The organism is Acinetobacter sp. YH12098 (genome assembly GCF_013419235.1).
Classification (GTDB): Bacteria; Pseudomonadota; Gammaproteobacteria; order Pseudomonadales; family Moraxellaceae; genus Acinetobacter; species Acinetobacter amyesii.
Genome location: NZ_VPAO01000007.1, coordinates 1 through 18,012, shown reverse-complemented (window position 1 = coordinate 18,012; position 18,012 = coordinate 1). Strand labels below are relative to the sequence as shown.

Sequence of the window (18,012 nt, the reverse complement as noted above, 5' to 3'; positions counted from 1 at the left end):
CCTGTTAGAAATAGCGGGATTTTTTGATAAGAACAATATATGAAAAGTATTACAGTCAATCATCCTTACCGCCCAGATCTCTATCTTTTTATCTTACATACAGTATTGATGGCATGCAGCTTTTACCTTTGGAAGGTTTATCCATACATTCCAAACAAGCCAGATATGGGTGCTTTATTCTTTTTGATTATTTCTGTTTTGGGTGGATTTATTGGAATCGTCATCCTTGCGGTGACTTTGCCAAGATTAGACCGCACTGTGCGTTACTTAACGCTTTCAAAATTTGTTTTAAGTTTGGTGTATTGGTTGTCGAGCACAACCATTTTCGTTTTATTGGGCAGTACTAAATTTATATTCAATAATCCCCTCGTGCTATTTGTCTTCGTTTTTCTATTTTTTAGCAGCCTGTATTTTTCAGTAATTCGTGTTGCAGATATGCGTAAGAAAGATTGGCTCATTATCGGTGGAGTATTGGGTGGCCTTGTGTTGTTGTTCTTTTTGCCAAAACTTTAATCGCTAAATAAACCAGCTAAGGCCTCATGGGTTATTTAGAATAACGTCCTGATAATTCAATGAGACGGTTTGAAATACGAGATCAATCACCAAGCTAAATCACTTCTTAATACATCAATGTGAAAAAGATCTGCTGTTGCACTCAATATCTCGTTTTAAATAAAGTTGAATAAGACTTGAGCAAATAAATCTCGGCATGCTAAAAATAACTCAACCTGAATAAAATGAAATACCTATGATGAATAAAAAATTACTTAGCTTTGGATTATTGATCCTATCTATTTCTTCTGCAAATGCTGGAACGGAAATGACTCATTCTCAAATCATCATTTCTTCACCTGATACCGTTGCAAGTTATGATTGCGCAGGACGCTCAGTGAATATTCCTGCTCCAGATAGCCGTATTACTCTAAAAGGCAGTTGCCCGATGATTACGGTTGCAGGTCCAAATACAACGGTCTATGTAGAATCAGTCAATAAAATCAATATTTATGGACCAAATTCGAAAGTGTATTATCAAAAAAGCACCCATCCATCACGCCAAGTCAGCATCAATGCCGTTGGTCCAGGAAGTGCAGCCTATAAACGTTAAATATTAAGTGAATGAAGTTGAATTTAGGCTTAAGACTTAAATCTATAGCCAATAATTCACCAATTCCCTATACTCAATCCAACAACACTCAACAAGAATGAAACTTATGAAATTGAAAGCATTCCTTTTGACTGGTCTTGCGGGTCTAACACTTTCTGCATGTACATCTGCACCAACGATTCCACAACTTGAAACAGGTGTATTACAAGAGGTTCAAAACATTGATGTCTACCCAGATACCACAGATAACAAAGCAAAACTGACTAAATTTGTAGATAAATGCGTGATTGAATTTACAGGCAATTTAGAAGAAGCAAAATCTGTTGAACAATGGTCATTTAAAGGCTTAACCCTAATTTCAGGTGGTACAGCAACCTTTGCCAAAGATGGTACAAGTTCAGCGCACAATTTTGATTTAAATGCGGCGGATGTACAGAAAAACTTCCTTGCATTACGCGGTCATTTTGCAAAAGATGCGCTTACACAATGTGAATAAATAATAAAAACCATATCTCCAAAATGGAGGTATGGTTTCATTTTTCGTTTAATCTTGAATCATAATCAGTTCAAACCCATAATTTTTAATCATGAAAATCGTAACTAGAACCACACCACAGCAACGCTCAAAACACATATAAGCCACTGTATTTTCATAAAATTACAATAATGCATTAACTTAACCATGTTTCCACACTTCAAACTTCCGCGTATCTGAGCTGTTATTGCATTGTGTGACTTATCGCACAAAACCACTTTTTGCTTTTTTTTACTCTTAAGATGTCCTCTGCTCCAAAAGCGCAAATACTGAGTGCAACAGCAGCGTTCAATAAAAGAGGACAATTGCAAAGATGAAACCTTTATTTAAAACAACACTGATCACCGCAGCATTATTCACAACCACTCCACTATTTGCGAACACCGCAGTAGAAGCCAATGCGAAAGTTGAAACACATCAACCGTCTGTACTGCAAAATCTAAAACAAGACATTAATCAGTCTGCTCATACAGCGGGTGACAAAATTGAAAAAGGTGTCGATAAGACCAAAACATTCACCCAAGAAAAATGGCAAGACACCAAAGAATTCAGTGCTGACAAAAAGCAAAATGCAAAAAATAAATGGGCTGAGCTAAAACAGTCTAAAGATGAAAAGTCGGATGCAGCGAAAGCCAAGATCGATGCTAAGGCTGAGCAAAACAAAGCCAAGCTTGATGAGCGCAAAGCACAGCTCGATGAAAAAGCTGCAAAAGACAAAGCAAAACTTGATGAACGTAAAAGCAATGTCGACAACAAAGTTGATCAAACCAAGAGCTATTTAGGTGAAAAAGCTCAGGAAGGTCGCCAATTTGCCAGTGAAAAATGGCAACAAACCAAAGCGAATTTCCAAAAAGGTCAAGAAGCCAATGTGAGTGGCAGTAGCAATGTACAGTTGCAAACGCCTGTCGCACAAGCTGAAGTCCATAGCTCACATGAAGCCAGCTTAGGTGCTCACAAATAAGTAAACTGGCTTTCATACCCTCTCCTCCAGAGAGTAGGCTCACCCTTCGGTGGGCCTTTTTTACCTTATGCAAAATACAAACGTGTACAAAGCTGTCATTTGCTGTATTGATTTTGCTAAGGCAAGTTTTTTTCGCTGCAATTTTTCCTATAATGCGTTAAAACCATTCATCAGATAGAAAATCTATAAAACTCAGAGGTGAAGCTGTGAAGATTTCATTAAAAGCAACGTTATGCCTAAGCTTAATATTCACGACACCCATGCTTTGGGCACAAGAAAACACGGCAGCGCAAAGTACTGAGCAACAAGCGAAAAAACCTGTGAGCCCTTATGGCGATAATCCAAATTTATTGCATGTGTGGGCCTATAAAGCCCAAGAAGGCGTGGTCGGTGCTGCTAAAAATATTGGTGAAATGACTGAACGTGGAATTTCTAAAATTAAGCCTTCGGTCAACCAAGCTTGGGACAATACGAAAACTGCTACTCAAAATACAGTACAACAGGTTGATCAGGGCGCAAAGCAAGCTACTCAAAACGTTAATGAGAAATTGAAGCAAACCCGTGAAAATATCACAGGCAAAACCAGCCAACCTGCGCCCATTAGCCAACAGTCGTTGAGTGAACCGTCTTCAGGCAATACAATCAATACGGCTCCGAGCAACAATGCGGGGCAAAATAACAATCAATATCCACAAAGTAGCTATCCATCGAGTTCAACGTCTACGACCTATCCAGTGACTGATTTATAATTTAGCACCACATTTAAAAGCTCAACTTTGGTTGGGCTTTTTTAAAACCAAAATTAAATACTTTTGGTCTTTGGCCTATGCCTATAAAAACAATGAATTAATGAGAAAAAAATGCGAATTTTATTTGGTATCTTGCTTGGCATTCTGCTCTGTGTTGGCTCTATGATTGGCTTACAACGTTTTCCACAATTGTTGAAAAGTTATCCACAGTTGCAAACTATTTTTCCCCAATTGTACGATTCATACCAATATAATCATGATGCCGAAGGTAAATTATTACAAACCTTAGAGATGCTAGATGACGAAGAATACAAATCGACTGAAGGCAATGAAGCGACGTTGTATCAACTCGATGATCAATGCAAAATTAATCTTTATCTTTTTGGAGAATCCAATCAATCCCTAACAAGTTATTATTTTCACAATGATCAGATTTTACGTGCCTATGAGACAAATTTGATCTACCCAAATGGTGGCTTTAATCCTGTACCCAATACCAAAGAGCCTTTTAAACTCGAAAAAAGTTATTTACGAATCATGATGCCAAACAGTATCAAGACTGAACTTGAATTTGAGCGGATCAAAAATCATTTCAATGCTAAATTTTTGAAAAAATGCTGAAATTTAACTATTAAATTAAGCATTAATGCATTAATGCATTAAGCAATAGGCTTGAGATATCGCCTACGTACAAACGATGTTGTACAGATTTGAATAAGCATCAACAGGCAAAATGGATAGTCAACCCAGACTGATAAATGATCAATATGAGCAACCTCTCCAAAGACAGAAAAATAGACCTGTCCCACAATAATAGGCGCCACAATAAGCCATAGCTCCCAGTACCAATAGCGATTTAAAAAATCAATAAGCGCCAAGACGAAATGCGCAATAAAAAATACCGAAACCAGCACAACTTGTAAGGTCGGCATGAATTTATGAACTTCAAAATCAGGATTCTGGAATAAATAATTTTCACTGATATTCAGTACATAACTGTACCGTGCCCAAGTAATGCATGCGGTAAAGAGAATCAGCATGCAAAATATTCTTAAACTTTTTTTATTGGCAAGATCGACCTGTATAGACATCCCTATTTATATGGAGCATTGTTCAAAAATAATGTTCCTTAAACTCGATTTTAATTGACCTGTCGAATGACCATTCCCGCTTTAAAGGCTTCTACATTTTCCACCAATTGCTGCACAATGCGTTGTCGCGCATCGACGCTTCCCCATGCACTATGTGGGGTAATAATTAAATTTGGAATACTTGGGTCGAGCAGCACATTACCCTGCTTGGGTGGCTCAACCGTCAAGACATCGGTTGCTGCGCCTGCGATCGCCCCTAATTTTAATGCCTCGGCTAATGCAGTTTCATTGACAACACCACCTCGTGCACAATTGATAACAAAGGCCGATGCTTTCATTTGAGCCAAGCTTTCATGATTGAGTAAATCACGGGTTCCCTCTGTTAAAGGGCAATGCAAACTCAGAAAATCGACCTGCGCTAACATCTCAGAAAAGGCCACTCGTTCAGCCGCCATGGGGCGATTCGGTAGTCCACCAATCATAATTTTCATGCCAAAAGCTTTAGCTAAATGTGCCACGGCTTGCCCCAATTCGCCATAGCCGACAATCCCCAAAGTCTTACCAGCCAGCTCAATAATTGGAAAATCTAGTAAGCAGAACTGATCTGCTTTTTGCCAATCTCCCTGTTGGACTGCCCGATCATACTGTCGAAATGATGTCGCCAAGTTCAACATTAACATCAAGGTATGCTGTGCGACTGCAGCGGTGCCATAAGCTTGGCAATTACACACCACGATGCCTTGTTGCTGTGCGTGTACAAGGTCAACATTATTGGTGCCAGTGGCAGAAATTAAGATCAGTTTTAATTGCGGATTGAGCTGCATGTGCTCAGCATTAATGTGTACTTTATTGCTGATAATCACATCAGCCCCTTGTATGCGCTGGGCAACCTCTGCAGCCGTTGTTGCGGGATAGAGTGTCAATTCATCAAACTGTGCTTCTAGTCCGCTAAAATCTAAGTCCTGTTTATCTAGAGACTGATAATCTAGAAATACCGCTTTCATGGCTGCTTCCCTTCTGGTCGATTATAAAGATTCGATTGTGGATGATTAAAACCTGTGATGCACCAAAGTGCAATCGAACAGCATATAAAAAAACCCGCTATTTCACGGGTTTATCGAGATGATGTTGCAGTGAATTTCGAATTTTGAGTATGACATAAATGGTCAGTATCGTAAGTAACAACATACTGCTGCTAAAAATCAGTATGCTTGAACTAACCCCCTGTGCATAGGCTGAACCCATGGTCAGCACTAAGATGAATAATACAGCAAGCATCTGTGTTGAATGCATACTGATACCCCTCATATTCCTTATGATGTTTTGGGCAGTAGATTGTTTTTTATACTACCTTTCTCTCATCATAATCTCTTCCTACAAATTAGCAAGCTTTGGATTTTCAAACAAATGCCTAGCTTAAATCTGTTCGGGCTGCACCACGAACTGGCAAGACGCATCGGGGTTTTCGACAAAGAAGACTTGACCAAATTCATCGCTACTCAAACGCAGTTCTTTATAGTTGAGCGTGTAATAGCCCACATATTTCTGCATTAAAATCGGATGCATACCTGTCGCCAATTCATCTTGAGCTAAGACCAGTTTCATTACCTGACGGTCATTCATCACCACCATGTAACGCTCATCTTGGACTTGTACGTATACCAGGCCTGTGCCCTTCGGCTGCAAAGGGATCAAAAACTTGTGATTCAGTGCAATCACACCGGCTGCATAGCTTTCAATTTTTTGGCTAATCACGTTAAACACTAAACCATGATCAAACTGATCGAGTAACAGGCTACGATTTTCCTGAGGTAAAAAGGTCGTGATTCCCAACTTTTGCAGATCTTGCTCACTGACTTGTTTGTTATTAAACAATACTCGTAATAAGGTCTGTTTTTGTTTGGCATCAAAAAATTGAGGGTCAAGCTGAAACGAATTGCTTTTTAAAATTTCACCCAAGGCATCACGATGGCGTGTCAGTAAATTTTCGATGACTTTTCGATAGTAGAATTTACTGTTTTTCTTAACCCGACGCATTTTTTGATAAAAATACGGCGCATCAAAAGGATGTCTCAAGAAATCATTTAACAGTTCTGAACTCGCCAATACCGCAATGGCATCATGCCCTGTAAACGGCAGATGCAACACATGCACATGCGGAATTAAAGCCTGTAGTTTTTCAAAGTGAGCGCGATCTTCTGGACAATAAGGATCATACACCACGATATATTCGCGTGTAGTCGATACATCTTCAGCAAGTACTCGCATATTGGCATGCAGATTAGGTTGAAAGAACATGCCATAGCGTGTATCGACAATGTCTTCAGGGTCTATGGAGAACTGTGGCACCATACTCACCACGCGCTGGAATCCAAATAAATTGGCATATTTAATGGCAGCATAGCCACCCATGGAACCACCATAGGCAATTCGCAGCTCAAATTGCTCTAGGATCGGCTTGATGGCTTGATACATCGGTTGCATTGACGATGCTGGAAACCACGATTTTTGTTTCGGCATCACACCGATCACATTAAAATTATATTTTTGCAAAGACTTCTCGGCATTGATGCTCAAGCCCTTGGCGCGGGTAATCAAATCACCGAAGGAGAAAATAAGCTCACGAGAACTACCGGGCTGAAAAATGACACGAATTTGATCATCTTCAAAAATGATGTGCTTTTCCATTGTGCTTTGCTCCAGTCCTTGTTGCGTCACGCTTTTCCTTCCTTGTTGCATTCAAAGTTTATCTTGTTCCGAATATGCTATTTTATAGAGGCCATACAGATTAAAAAGTGCAGAATATGACACATTCAATACATCCTGCCGCACAACAAGGCTTTAGCTCAGCAGCTGAACTCTATCAACAAGCCCGCCCTGACTACCCGATTGAAATCAGTGCATGGCTACAACAACATTTAGCTTTAGCCCCTCAAGCCCATCTGGTGGACTTAGGCTCAGGTACAGGAAAATTTCTCGAGTATATTCGTCCACTCAGTGAAAATATCACCGCAATCGAACCTGTGCATGAAATGCTGCAACAATTGCAGAAAAAACATCCGCATATTGCAACTTTATCCGCCAAAAGTGATCAGATTCCACTGCATGATCATTCTGTAGCAGCCGTATTTTGTGCTCAATCTTTTCATTGGTTTGCCACACCTGAAACCCTCAATGAAATCAGTCGTATCTTAGTCCCCAATGGTGATCTTGTATTGATTTGGAACCAACGTGATATTCAAGTCAATTGGGTCAAACAACTCGCTGATGTCTTGAGTGAACTCGAAGGTGACACACCACGTTATCATAGTGGGCAATGGCAAAAAGTGTTTGAGCAGCAGCAAGTATTCAAATTAATTGCCGAAACCACCTTTCAACAATTGCATCATGGTACAGTGGAACACGTGGTTTCTAAACGATTATTGTCCACCAGTTTTATTGCAGCGCTAAGCACGGATGAACAACAAAAACTGAAACAACAATTTGAAAATATCGTGGCTGAATCAACCCAAAAGACTGCACAGGATTTCATTGATTTTCCGTATATCACGCATGTCTACATCTTTAGAAAAACACATTAGGACACGATTATGCTCATGCCTATCTCTTTTAAAAAACTCAGTGTCATCTTCCTCATGGGTACAGTCTTAGGACTCTCTGCATGTGAAAAATCATCAAAAACGGTGGAACAAAATAGTGAAATCAGTTCCGACGATCAAATCATGAAAGAGCTAAATAGTGATCCTATTAAAAACTTTGCCAAGACCCCAGATGATCTACACGACTTAACGCTACTGACACAATATGACGAGAGCTTTAGTCAAATTAGCGATGAGATGGAAGATGAGCTGATGAAACTGCGTGAGGAAGGCAAATTCACCGATGAATTTGCCACACAGCGTAAGCGTGACAACATCCAGTCGGCGCTGAATATGCTCAAAGAACTCGAAATGAAAACTGAGCAAGGCCGTTATATTCAAGGCTTGATGTATCAGTACTGGGACAATCAATCACAAATTTATCGTGAGAAAAATCAAGCAGCCGATGGTGAGTTAAAAAATCCTAGTGATAGTGTCAAAGGTCTCGGTCAGTTTATTCATGCACAAGAACAATTGGGACATTGGCAGGAACAATATCCTGAACTACAAAAAACTCGACAGCCTTAATCTTCCAACCCTGTTGCAATCTATTCACCCAAATTCAACGTGGATGAATGAGAGAGCGATACGAGCTTATTACTTAACATCAAGGGTGCAAACCTGCCCTTGATGTGATTGCTCAATCTTGATTTTCGCTATGGTCGTTCAGCATATTGTGGTAAATCACCTGCGATATCATCCCATTCTGCTTTGGATGCGACAAAGATATGACAGGTTGGTTTCTGCGTCAGAGGTGTATCTAAGGTGCCTATACGTAAGCGGTAATAATCAGGCGTTTCAGCCTTTATACTGATGATCGGCGAACCACACTCACTACAAAAACAGCGCTGTGTGGTAGCGGTAGACGCATACTGTTTCAGAAACTGCTCACCGGCTACAATTTTAAAATCTGCTTTAGCAATCGGGGCATTGGTCGCAAATGCTGTACTATTGGCTTTGCGGCACCGAGAACAATGGCATTGCATGATCTCACCGACCGGACCATTGATCTCATAACAAACCGCTCCACACAAGCAGCTTCCGGTATATTGTTCTTGTACGCGCATAGTGGTCTTTCTTAGAAGAATTTCATCTCAAAATATCACAACTCCTCAGCAAGATTGTGACAATTTGAAGCGCTTAGTTCTGCAAAGAAACCAGATAGTTTTGAACCCCTTCACCCGCTGCACGACCGGTCGCAAGGCATGCTGTTAGCAAATAGCCTCCTGTAGGCGCATCCCAATCCAACATTTCTCCGCAGACAAATACAAAAGGATTGCTCTTCAATTGTAAGCCATCATTTAGGACTGAACGCTTCACACCACCTGCGCAGCTAATCGCCTCATCTATCGGGCGAAATCCATCAAGTTGAATATCTAAGTGCTTAATTTTCGCAGCAAGTAAGGCCGGCTCATACCATAAAGATTTATCAACCAGTTCGCGGACCAGCGCAGCTTTCGCCACATCTAAACCGGCTTTACGCCAAACATTGGTTAAAGACTGCTTCTTTGAAGGCTGTAGTTTCTTTGCCAATTGCTCAACACTTTGATCTGGCAATAAGTCCAAAGTCAGCTGCATGAGCTGAGCAGATTTCACCTGTTGACGCAGAGCTCGACCTTGTTTGTAGATTAATCCACTTTCTAGTCCATAGTGTGAAATAATGATATCGCCTTGGGTCGGCTCGGCTTGATCGACCCATGCATTGACTCGCTTTAAGGGCTGTCCAAACACAGGCTGCATGAACTTCGACCAAACGCATTCCACACCTGCATTACTGGCCTGAAAAGCTTCAATGCTCTCAGGCTGCAGCCATTTTTGCCATGCACCATCACTGCCTAAACGTGACCAAGACACAGCCCCACATGCCATAATAATCGCATCAAAACCAAGTACTTGACTTGATTCATCAACAAGGTTTTGAATCGTTAGCTGATTGGACTGCAAGTCCAAAACTTGATGTCGATAATGAAACTGCACCCCATCGAAACTGAGGCGTTTTAACCATGCTCGTAGCAAAGGCGCAGCTTTCATTTCAATAGGAAAGACCCGACCTGATGAACCAATATAGGTTTCAATACCTAGCCCCATCATCCATTGTTGAATCCATGCGGCATCCCACTGCTTAACCCATGGACTCAGCCATTCTACTTGATCATAGCGCTGTACAAACTGTTCAACAGGTTCTGCATGCGAAATATTCAGCCCCGTCTTGCCAGCCATTAAAAATTTACGGGCTGCCGATGGTTTTTGCTCATAAACATGAATGTCATAGTCAAATTGGCTAAGCACTTCCGCCGCCATCAATCCCGCAGGACCTGCCCCAATGATTGCAATACGCTGAGTCATGCCCAATTATTCCGCAGATGCTTCAGTGGGTTGCTTGCCTTGTAGCGGCTGAAAATCATCAAAACGTGTGGTGTAATCTACAGGCTTGGTAATGATTAGCTGCTGACAGAGTTCACCACGTTCAAGATATTTAATTTCAAAATGCGTGCGTGCTGAAGTCTCTGCAATGCGTTCTTTGACAAAAGGCAGCTTCCAAACATCAATTAACTGCTGCTGCGCTTCCTCAATATATTCAGGAATATTACTGGCCAAGGTAATCTGACCACCCGGCTGCAAACGCGACAATAGAAATTCAAAAAATGGCATATTTAACCAGCGCTGTGCAGGATTATGCGGTTCAGGGTTTGGATACAAAATAAAGAATTGCTGTACTTGCGCAGGATGTAAGGCATGTACTACCCAAGGCAATGCATCAGCATGAATTGGAGTTAAATTACTTTGCCCTTCAAGTTGATGCTGCTTTTGCATTGCCACAAATTTTTCACGTGTCCGCTCAACAGCAATCAATTGAAATTCAGGGTGATTGGCTGAAAACAATAATGCATGTTTACCTTTACCAGCCCCAATTTCCACACAAATCGGTGTGGAATCAATCGGCTGAAAATCACGGGGAGCTCGCATACGCTGCGCTTGAAATTGACGAATAGGCATAAACAGATCAAACTAAACAGAACGGCATAAGTCTAACAACTGCGACTGTATTTGCCTAATTGAATCATCCGTTTTTGCTGGAGTTAAGCATGCCCACCACCATGAATTGTCCACGCTGCGGCGCATTGACGACTTGGGAAAATAATGAATATCGCCCGTTTTGCTCAGATCGTTGTAAATTGATTGATCTCGGTGCATGGGCCAATGATGAATATCGTCTGCCGACACAAGATGCGCCTCAGGCCGATGGTGGCCGTGAAGAAGACCAATTCTAAGGACTCAAGTGCATAACCCTATTATTTAGGTAAATAAAAAAGGAATCCAAACGGATTCCTTTTTTTGTTAATTCAATTTTCTCTATCTTGTTGCTTAACCCGCTTTACCAGCAACGAAAGGGTTATGTTGTTTTTCATAACCAATGGTACTCATTGGACCATGCCCTGAAATAAACTGAGTATCGTCAGGTAAACTAAAGCATTCGCGTTGAATCGAGTCTAATAGCTGCTGATGATTGCCACGCGGAAAGTCAGTACGGCCGATAGAACCTTTAAATAACACATCACCCGTCCAAAGCACGGCATATTTTGCGTTATAGAACATGACATGACCCGGTGTATGCCCCGGTGCAAAACGAACTTCAAACTCTTCTGCACCCAACTTCAAGGTTTCGCCGCCTTCCAACCATTGGGTCACATGGACATTGTCAGGGATCGGGAAACCATATTTCGCAGAAACTTCCTGAATCATGTCCAACCAAAATGCATCTTCTTTATGCGGGCCGATCACCGGAACATTCCATGCTTGGGTTAATGCCCCAACCGCACCCGCATGGTCTAAATGCCCATGCGTCAGCCACAATGCTTTTACCGTTAAGCCCAAAGCCTCAACTTCCGCTTTCAGCTTTTCAGCTTCCCCACCCGCATCAATTAAAATGGCTTCTTTGGTTTCGGAATCCCAAACAATGGAACAGTTTTGTTGAAATGCCGTAACGGGCACGATTTTAACTTGCAACATAGGGCGAAAACCTCAAGGCGATGAATGGGCTAATGTTTGCTTTAAGGCATCAAGATTAGCTTGAAGTAATAAATTGAGCAATGCGACATGATCATCCCGCGCGTTTAATGCAGGAATATAACCATATTCACCACCGCCTGCAGCTTGGAAAATTTCAGCATTTTGCAGCGCCAACTCTTCTAGCGTTTCCAAACAATCCGCTGAAAATGCAGGGCTCATAACCTGTACCGATTTCACGCCTTGTTTGCCCCATGCGTCCAAAGTGGCATCAGTATAAGGTTTCACCCATTCTTGCTTACCAAAGCGCGATTGGAAACTGATTTCATATTGATCTTCAGTTAAACCAAGCGCTTGCGCGACTAAATGTCCTGTTACACGGCAACGGTCAGCATAGGGATCACCCTTGTCTGCATAAGGCTGTGGAATGCCATGAAAAGACATCAATAACTTATCCGCGACCCCATGCTCCGCTTGATAATCACGCACACTTTGCGCTAAAGCTTGAATAAATAGCGGGTGCTGATAGTAATCACGAATAATGCTCAGACCCGGCAAATTACGCTGCTGTGGAATCCATTTAGCAATGGCATCGTATAAAGGTGCCGTAGATGTTGCTGAATACTGTGGAAACAACGGAAATAATAGAATGTGGTCTTGAGGCTGCTCAGCCAATTGCGCTAAAGCGGTAGAAATCCCTGGATTACCATAAGTCATGGCCGGAATCACATTCAGTTCAAATTCTGGATATTTTGCTGTGAGATGCTGTTTTACTGCGGCAACTTGCTCAAATAAAATTTCACGCATGGGCGAATCATTACCCCAAACCATGTCATAGGCATGCGCCACACGCTTTGGTCGAAATGGCAAAATGAACAAACGCAAAATCAATTGCCAAATCGGTTTCGGGATTTCAATCACCCGCTGATCTGACAAAAACTGTTGCAGAAAACGACGCACTGCGGGCACAGTTGGCGCATCAGGCGTACCTAGATTCGCCAGAATAATGGTGACTTTAGCTTTCTCGACAGGCAACATTACGCTTTTTCCATCAATTTGAATGACGCTAATGTAGCAGCTTTTTATCTATTTAATAAAATAGATTAATATGCAGATTTAAATTGAAAAACTCGATCATTATCTAGCAAATTACTTTCTAGTAATTTTTGACCTTTACTGGTCACTTGCCACAACATCCGCTGACGGTCATCTCGGCCATTGGGCACAATCCAGTCATTCTGCCGCATCTGGCTTTTAATGCTGTGTAAAGCACGAATATTCACTTGTGCCCGCGCAACCGCATGTGCACGCGGCATCTCAATACGAGCATCATCCAAACCTGTTTCATTCAAAAACTCATTCATTCGTTTAGAGAAGAATTCTTCAGGGGTTGGATTAACAAAGGTTGCGCCTAAAATCGACAAGAGCTGCGCCCACGTCATTTTCTTCTGTACTTTTAATTCTTTGAAATTACCATCTTGATAAGCGTGCATGCGGTATTCAAATGAAAATAGTTCATGCATCGACACTTTTGGTAAAGATAGGAATGGATCAACTTCGCGTTTTCCAGACTCTGTTTCGAGTTGAACTAACTGGGCTTTTAAACGATCAATTTCATCATGTAAAGCTTGAGTATTCTGTGGGCGCACCCAACCTGTAACAGGATAGCGTTCTAGCATTTGTGGCATGTTCAATCGAACTGCCATTTCTAAATCACGCAAGGTTCGATAGCTAAAGACTTGATCAACTTCATTTTGTAATAGTTTTCTAAATTCTTTAAATTTTTCACGAAGTTCAGGTTTAGCATCATGTAACGCATCATCACGTGAATCTGGATCATCATGCATAAACACAATGACAGGTTTTTGCTTGGTCACCGCATAGATGTATTCAAGGTGCATATAGCCCACACCAGACACAGACTGCTCACCGTATTGACTGCCCAATAAAATCATCACATAGTCACAATCGTCAATTTGACGACGTGCAAAAGCAGTGCTCAATGGTGTGCGTTGTTCTAGCCCCCATGAGAAAAACCCCATTCCTACAAGCGTCTGAGCCAAAATGATCCGTTCTGGCTGCATTTCACTGCCAGATGTGGAAATGAATACTTGATAACGCTTATCGAGCATTAGAGATCCTCTTCCCGTTGCACGCTATATCCAGCACTCAAAAAAGTGGTTGCTGAAACATACAGCATGACTACCCCAAATAGATTTAAATTGTTTTATCTAAAATCGTTCAATCACAATGATTAAAATTCTAAACTTGCCGCCTGAATATTGCAGATTTTCCAAGTGATTTGATCATCTTGAATTAAGCGTGCTACCACAGGTGTTAAGTTTTCCGCATTATTTCCACTGACATAACATTCGATACGCAGTGAATCTTGGCGGTTATGCTCAAATAATAACTCATTTTTAATCAAAATTTGGGCTGTTTGTCGTGCAACCGCAAATCCTGAGTCAATTAATGTCAGCTTCTGACCAAAAATATACTGAATTGCCGATTTTAGGAAGGGGTAATGCGTACATCCAAGCACTAAATAATCTGCACCTGCATCTACAACTGGCTGTAATATCTCAGTTAATGTCTGCAGGCAAGGCTCAGTCATTTGCGCCCCCGCTTCAACAAAGGGCACCAATTCCAAAGAAGTCACTGACAAAACTTGCACCCCTGCAGGTTCAGCAAATCGCTGCATGACATCTTTGATTAATTTACCCCGAAAAGTCGCAGGCGTTGCGAGGACAGCCACAGTTTTACTTTTGGTCTGTAATACCGCAGGTTTTAAGGCTGGAACCAAGCCAATAATCGGAAAATTTTCACCGTAGTGTTCACGCAAATAATCCAAACTAAATGCCGATGCCGTATTGCATGCCACCACCGCGACTTTACACCCCTGACGGTATAACCACTCAATCGCATGTGCAGTCAGTTCACGGATGTCCTGATCTTGACGCGGGCCATAAGGGACATGTGCCGTATCTGCAAAATAAACAATCCGTTCATTCGGTAAATAACGTGCAATTTCCAACGCAACAGACAAACCACCAATACCTGAGTCAAATACCCCAATAGGCGCATCAGCAGTCGCTTTTGGCATGGGTACATTTAAGGGGTAAATGGGATGAATGGCGGTCATAGGGTCACTTTAATTTAGATTCAGAATGACAAGGTGGAAAGCTTAAACCTCAGGTGCCTAATTGCAAGTGCAAATCACCACTTTGTAACACTAAAATGGACTCCCCTTGCTCATTTTCAAGCAGCTCACCCATCTCGACTAAATGAAAAAATGCAGCACGTTGAATTAAGGCATTTATACCAAAACGAACATGCACATAAGGACGTAGTTCACCCTGATATTCACGCATAAAAATCGGATGTTCCTGATCAACAATAATCAGGTCTTGGGTGGTTGTGGTGAATTGAATATAGTTTTTAGCGTCAATCTCAACGTGATCCACCTGATTGACAAATAAAGGCTCATCTTCCACCTGTATTTCAATTTGTTCCACAGGGGTTTTTAAATAGAATTTCCCATCTTCTTTCCAAAGCACGGTTGAGAACAGATCAATGAGTGCTTGCCGCTTGATCAATTGACCATCGTGCCACCATTCTCCATTGGCTAAAACCTTCAAATCCATTGCACCACAATGCTTTGGATGCCATTGATCTAATGGGGGGATTGACCTTTTGTGACCGGACTGTCCATCTTTTAAGTATTGTGCAATGTTCATTAAATTTCTATCATCCCTATTAATGAATTTTTTCGTCGGGTTTTCGTTCAATTGCTGCTTCATCCGCCTAATAAATACCTTAGTGACGGAAAAATAATATGATTCAGCCAATTGGCTAGAACTCGGTTTAAAACTATACTAGCCCACAATATCAAAGACACGATAGAAAAATTGTGTCTGGGCATTAAGAACACTCATGGCAGCACCATTTAAATGAATTGAATGGATGCCACCTTCCGAAATATGAGGAGTCCTACATGGAACACATCGAACGTGAATCGATGGAGTTTGACGTAGTTATCGTCGGTGCAGGTCCTGCCGGCCTATCTGCTGCGATTAAAATTCGTCAACTTGCAATTGAAAATAACCTAAACGATCTGTCCGTTTGTGTCGTGGAAAAGGGCTCCGAAGTGGGTGCGCATATTCTATCGGGTGCTGTGCTTGAACCCCGCGCGATGAATGAATTGTTCCCAGATTGGAAAGAACAAGGCGCACCGTTAAATGTGCCTGTGACTGAAGATAAAACCTTCTTCTTATTGTCTGATGAAAAATCACAAGAAGCACCGCATTGGATGGTGCCTAAAACCATGCATAACGATGGCAACTATGTTATTTCGTTAGGTAACGTTGTTCGTTGGTTGGGCGCTAAAGCTGAAGAATTAGAAGTGTCTATTTTCCCAGGTTTTGCCGCTTCTGAAATCCTTTACCATGAAGACGGGACTGTGAAAGGTATTCAGACTGGCGACATGGGTATTGGTAAAGATGGCGAACCAACGCACAACTTTACCCCTGGCTATGAACTTCATGCGAAATACACATTATTTGCTGAAGGCTGTCGTGGTCATTTAGGTAAACGTCTGATTGCTCAGTTCAACTTAGATAAAGATGCTGATCCGCAACATTACGGTATTGGTATTAAAGAACTTTGGGAAATCGATCCTGCTAAGCACAAACCAGGTTTGGTGATGCACGGTGCAGGTTGGCCTTTAAGTGAAACAGGTTCTTCAGGCGGTTGGTGGTTATACCACGCTGAAAACAACCAAGTGACATTAGGTATGATCGTTGACTTGTCATACACCAATCCACACATGTATCCATTTATGGAAATGCAGCGCTGGAAAACACATCCACTGATCAAGCAATATCTTGAGGGTGGTAAGCGTATTTCTTATGGCGCACGTGCGGTTGTAAAAGGTGGCTTCAACTCACTACCTAAATTCACTTTCCCAGGTGGTAGCTTAATTGGTGATGACGCAGGTTTCCTAAACTTTGCGAAAATCAAAGGCTCTCATACAGCAATGAAATCAGGCATGCTGTGCGGTGAAGCTGTATTTGAAGCGATTGCTGCGGGTGTGGAAAAAGGTGGTGACCTTGCCATTGCACGTGTGACTGAAGGTGAAGACTTCTTCGCTAAAGAGTTAACTGCGTACACAGACAAGTTCAACAACAGTTGGTTGAAAGAAGAGTTATATAACTCTCGTAACTTCGGCCCTGCTATGCATAAGTTTGGTCAATGGATGGGTGGTGCGTTCAACTTTGTTGATCAAAACATCTTTAAAGTGCCGTTCACGCTGCATGACTTACAGCCCGACTTCAGCGCTTTAAAAACTGTCGATGCTGCGAACTTCAAACCGAATTATCCAAAACCAGATGGTAAAATTACATTTGACCGTTTGTCTTCAGTATTCGTATCAAATACGGTACATGAAGAGAACCAACCTGCTCACTTGAAATTGACAGATGCTTCTATTCCTGTACATGTGAACTTACCAAAATGGGATGAGCCTGCTCAGCGCTACTGTCCTGCTGGTGTTTATGAAATTATGGAAGAGAATGACGGTTCTAAACGTTTCCAAATTAACGCGGCCAACTGTGTACACTGTAAAACGTGTGACATCAAAGATCCGTCTCAAAACATTACTTGGGTAACACCTGAGGGTGGCGGTGGTCCTAATTATCCTAATATGTAATCTCTTTTGAGATTGAAATAAACCCGCTTAATGCGGGTTTATTTTTTAATAGACAATCACACTCTTTAAATAAATATTATTACAAAAAAACGGCTTTGTTGCATAAAGGCTTTAAAGATAGAGTTTCCCTAAGTAACTCAAATTTAAGTGACAACTTGGGTATGAGGGCGACCTAATTCTGTGAATTTGTTCAAAACTGCTACACGTGCATGAATCTC

The 18,012-nt window shown here is 41.6% G+C and carries 22 protein-coding genes; 10 read left to right on the top strand and 12 right to left on the bottom strand.

Annotation, left to right across the window (positions count from 1 at the left end; genetic code table 11):
- Positions 1–39 precede the first annotated feature (39 nt).
- From FTU38_RS03280 to FTU38_RS03255, 6 genes are all read left to right on the top strand, one after another.
- Positions 40–513 carry a hypothetical protein gene (locus FTU38_RS03280; protein ID WP_180007118.1) on the top strand — a complete coding sequence of 158 codons (474 nt, stop codon included), beginning with the start codon at positions 40–42 and terminating at the stop codon, positions 511–513.
- Positions 514–748: 235 nt separating this feature from the next.
- On the top strand, positions 749–1,105 hold the full coding sequence (locus tag FTU38_RS03275; protein WP_078192788.1) for a DUF3060 domain-containing protein: 357 nt from the start codon (positions 749–751) through the stop codon (positions 1,103–1,105).
- 106 nt (positions 1,106–1,211) lie between these two features.
- Positions 1,212–1,601, top strand: a complete 390-nt coding sequence (locus FTU38_RS03270) for a hypothetical protein (protein WP_078189759.1) — start codon at positions 1,212–1,214, stop codon at positions 1,599–1,601.
- A gap of 352 nt (positions 1,602–1,953) precedes the next feature.
- Positions 1,954–2,601, top strand: a complete 648-nt coding sequence (locus FTU38_RS03265) for a hypothetical protein (protein ID WP_180110559.1) — start codon at positions 1,954–1,956, stop codon at positions 2,599–2,601.
- Positions 2,602–2,861: 260 nt separating this feature from the next.
- Positions 2,862–3,350 (top strand): hypothetical protein, encoded by a 489-nt coding sequence (locus tag FTU38_RS03260; protein WP_180110590.1) that lies wholly within the window; start codon positions 2,862–2,864, stop codon positions 3,348–3,350.
- A gap of 111 nt (positions 3,351–3,461) precedes the next feature.
- Positions 3,462–3,971 (top strand): hypothetical protein, encoded by a 510-nt coding sequence (locus FTU38_RS03255; protein WP_180110558.1) that lies wholly within the window; start codon positions 3,462–3,464, stop codon positions 3,969–3,971.
- Between the two features lie 38 nt (positions 3,972–4,009).
- Here FTU38_RS03255 and FTU38_RS03250 read toward each other — a convergent pair whose 3' ends face one another.
- The 4 genes from FTU38_RS03250 to FTU38_RS03235 all read right to left on the bottom strand — a co-directional run bounded on the left by FTU38_RS03250 (position 4,010) and on the right by FTU38_RS03235 (position 7,129).
- Entirely contained in the window at positions 4,010–4,390 is a 381-nt protein-coding gene (locus tag FTU38_RS03250) for a hypothetical protein (RefSeq protein ID WP_180110557.1), read from the bottom strand.
- A 101-nt stretch (positions 4,391–4,491) separates the two neighbouring features.
- The gene (locus FTU38_RS03245; protein WP_180110556.1) at positions 4,492–5,445 is read right to left on the bottom strand and encodes a 2-hydroxyacid dehydrogenase; all 954 of its coding nucleotides are present in this window, start codon (positions 5,443–5,445) and stop codon (positions 4,492–4,494) included.
- 97 nt (positions 5,446–5,542) lie between these two features.
- The gene (locus tag FTU38_RS03240) at positions 5,543–5,734 is read right to left on the bottom strand and encodes a hypothetical protein (RefSeq protein WP_180110555.1); all 192 of its coding nucleotides are present in this window, start codon (positions 5,732–5,734) and stop codon (positions 5,543–5,545) included.
- A 123-nt stretch (positions 5,735–5,857) separates the two neighbouring features.
- Complete coding sequence (locus FTU38_RS03235; RefSeq protein WP_180110589.1) at positions 5,858–7,129, bottom strand: alpha/beta fold hydrolase; 1,272 nt, start codon at positions 7,127–7,129, stop codon at positions 5,858–5,860.
- Between the two features lie 116 nt (positions 7,130–7,245).
- Here FTU38_RS03235 and FTU38_RS03230 point away from each other — a divergent pair, with 116 nt between their 5' ends.
- Both FTU38_RS03230 and FTU38_RS03225 read left to right on the top strand, forming a co-directional pair.
- Entirely contained in the window at positions 7,246–8,022 is a 777-nt protein-coding gene (locus FTU38_RS03230; RefSeq protein WP_180110554.1) for a class I SAM-dependent methyltransferase, read from the top strand.
- A 9-nt stretch (positions 8,023–8,031) separates the two neighbouring features.
- The gene (locus FTU38_RS03225; RefSeq protein WP_306670331.1) at positions 8,032–8,607 is read left to right on the top strand and encodes a hypothetical protein; all 576 of its coding nucleotides are present in this window, start codon (positions 8,032–8,034) and stop codon (positions 8,605–8,607) included.
- A gap of 128 nt (positions 8,608–8,735) precedes the next feature.
- Here the strand turns inward: FTU38_RS03225 and FTU38_RS03220 are convergent, their stop codons facing one another.
- The 3 genes from FTU38_RS03220 to FTU38_RS03210 form a co-directional block, all read right to left on the bottom strand.
- Positions 8,736–9,146, bottom strand: a complete 411-nt coding sequence (locus FTU38_RS03220) for a GFA family protein (protein ID WP_180110553.1) — start codon at positions 9,144–9,146, stop codon at positions 8,736–8,738.
- Positions 9,147–9,219: 73 nt separating this feature from the next.
- Entirely contained in the window at positions 9,220–10,425 is a 1,206-nt protein-coding gene (locus FTU38_RS03215; RefSeq protein WP_180110552.1) for a TIGR03862 family flavoprotein, read from the bottom strand.
- A gap of 6 nt (positions 10,426–10,431) precedes the next feature.
- The gene (locus tag FTU38_RS03210; RefSeq protein WP_180026647.1) at positions 10,432–11,082 is read right to left on the bottom strand and encodes an SAM-dependent methyltransferase; all 651 of its coding nucleotides are present in this window, start codon (positions 11,080–11,082) and stop codon (positions 10,432–10,434) included.
- Positions 11,083–11,165: 83 nt separating this feature from the next.
- Here FTU38_RS03210 and FTU38_RS03205 point away from each other — a divergent pair, with 83 nt between their 5' ends.
- Positions 11,166–11,351: a DNA gyrase inhibitor YacG gene (locus FTU38_RS03205; protein WP_078189771.1), complete on the top strand. Its 186-nt coding sequence runs from the start codon at positions 11,166–11,168 to the stop codon at positions 11,349–11,351.
- Between the two features lie 94 nt (positions 11,352–11,445).
- Here FTU38_RS03205 and FTU38_RS03200 read toward each other — a convergent pair whose 3' ends face one another.
- The 5 genes from FTU38_RS03200 to FTU38_RS03180 all read right to left on the bottom strand — a co-directional run bounded on the left by FTU38_RS03200 (position 11,446) and on the right by FTU38_RS03180 (position 15,887).
- Entirely contained in the window at positions 11,446–12,090 is a 645-nt protein-coding gene (locus FTU38_RS03200; RefSeq protein ID WP_180110551.1) for an MBL fold metallo-hydrolase, read from the bottom strand.
- Positions 12,091–12,102: 12 nt separating this feature from the next.
- On the bottom strand, positions 12,103–13,125 hold the full coding sequence (hemH, locus tag FTU38_RS03195) for a ferrochelatase (protein ID WP_180110550.1): 1,023 nt from the start codon (positions 13,123–13,125) through the stop codon (positions 12,103–12,105).
- 65 nt (positions 13,126–13,190) lie between these two features.
- On the bottom strand, positions 13,191–14,219 hold the full coding sequence (locus FTU38_RS03190; protein ID WP_180110549.1) for a DUF4062 domain-containing protein: 1,029 nt from the start codon (positions 14,217–14,219) through the stop codon (positions 13,191–13,193).
- Positions 14,220–14,341: 122 nt separating this feature from the next.
- On the bottom strand, positions 14,342–15,229 hold the full coding sequence (gene murI / locus FTU38_RS03185) for a glutamate racemase (protein WP_168377950.1): 888 nt from the start codon (positions 15,227–15,229) through the stop codon (positions 14,342–14,344).
- A 49-nt stretch (positions 15,230–15,278) separates the two neighbouring features.
- The gene (locus FTU38_RS03180) at positions 15,279–15,887 is read right to left on the bottom strand and encodes a DUF1285 domain-containing protein (protein WP_168377951.1); all 609 of its coding nucleotides are present in this window, start codon (positions 15,885–15,887) and stop codon (positions 15,279–15,281) included.
- A 194-nt stretch (positions 15,888–16,081) separates the two neighbouring features.
- Here FTU38_RS03180 and FTU38_RS03175 point away from each other — a divergent pair, with 194 nt between their 5' ends.
- Entirely contained in the window at positions 16,082–17,794 is a 1,713-nt protein-coding gene (locus FTU38_RS03175; protein ID WP_180105932.1) for an electron transfer flavoprotein-ubiquinone oxidoreductase, read from the top strand.
- Positions 17,795–18,012 lie beyond the last annotated feature (218 nt).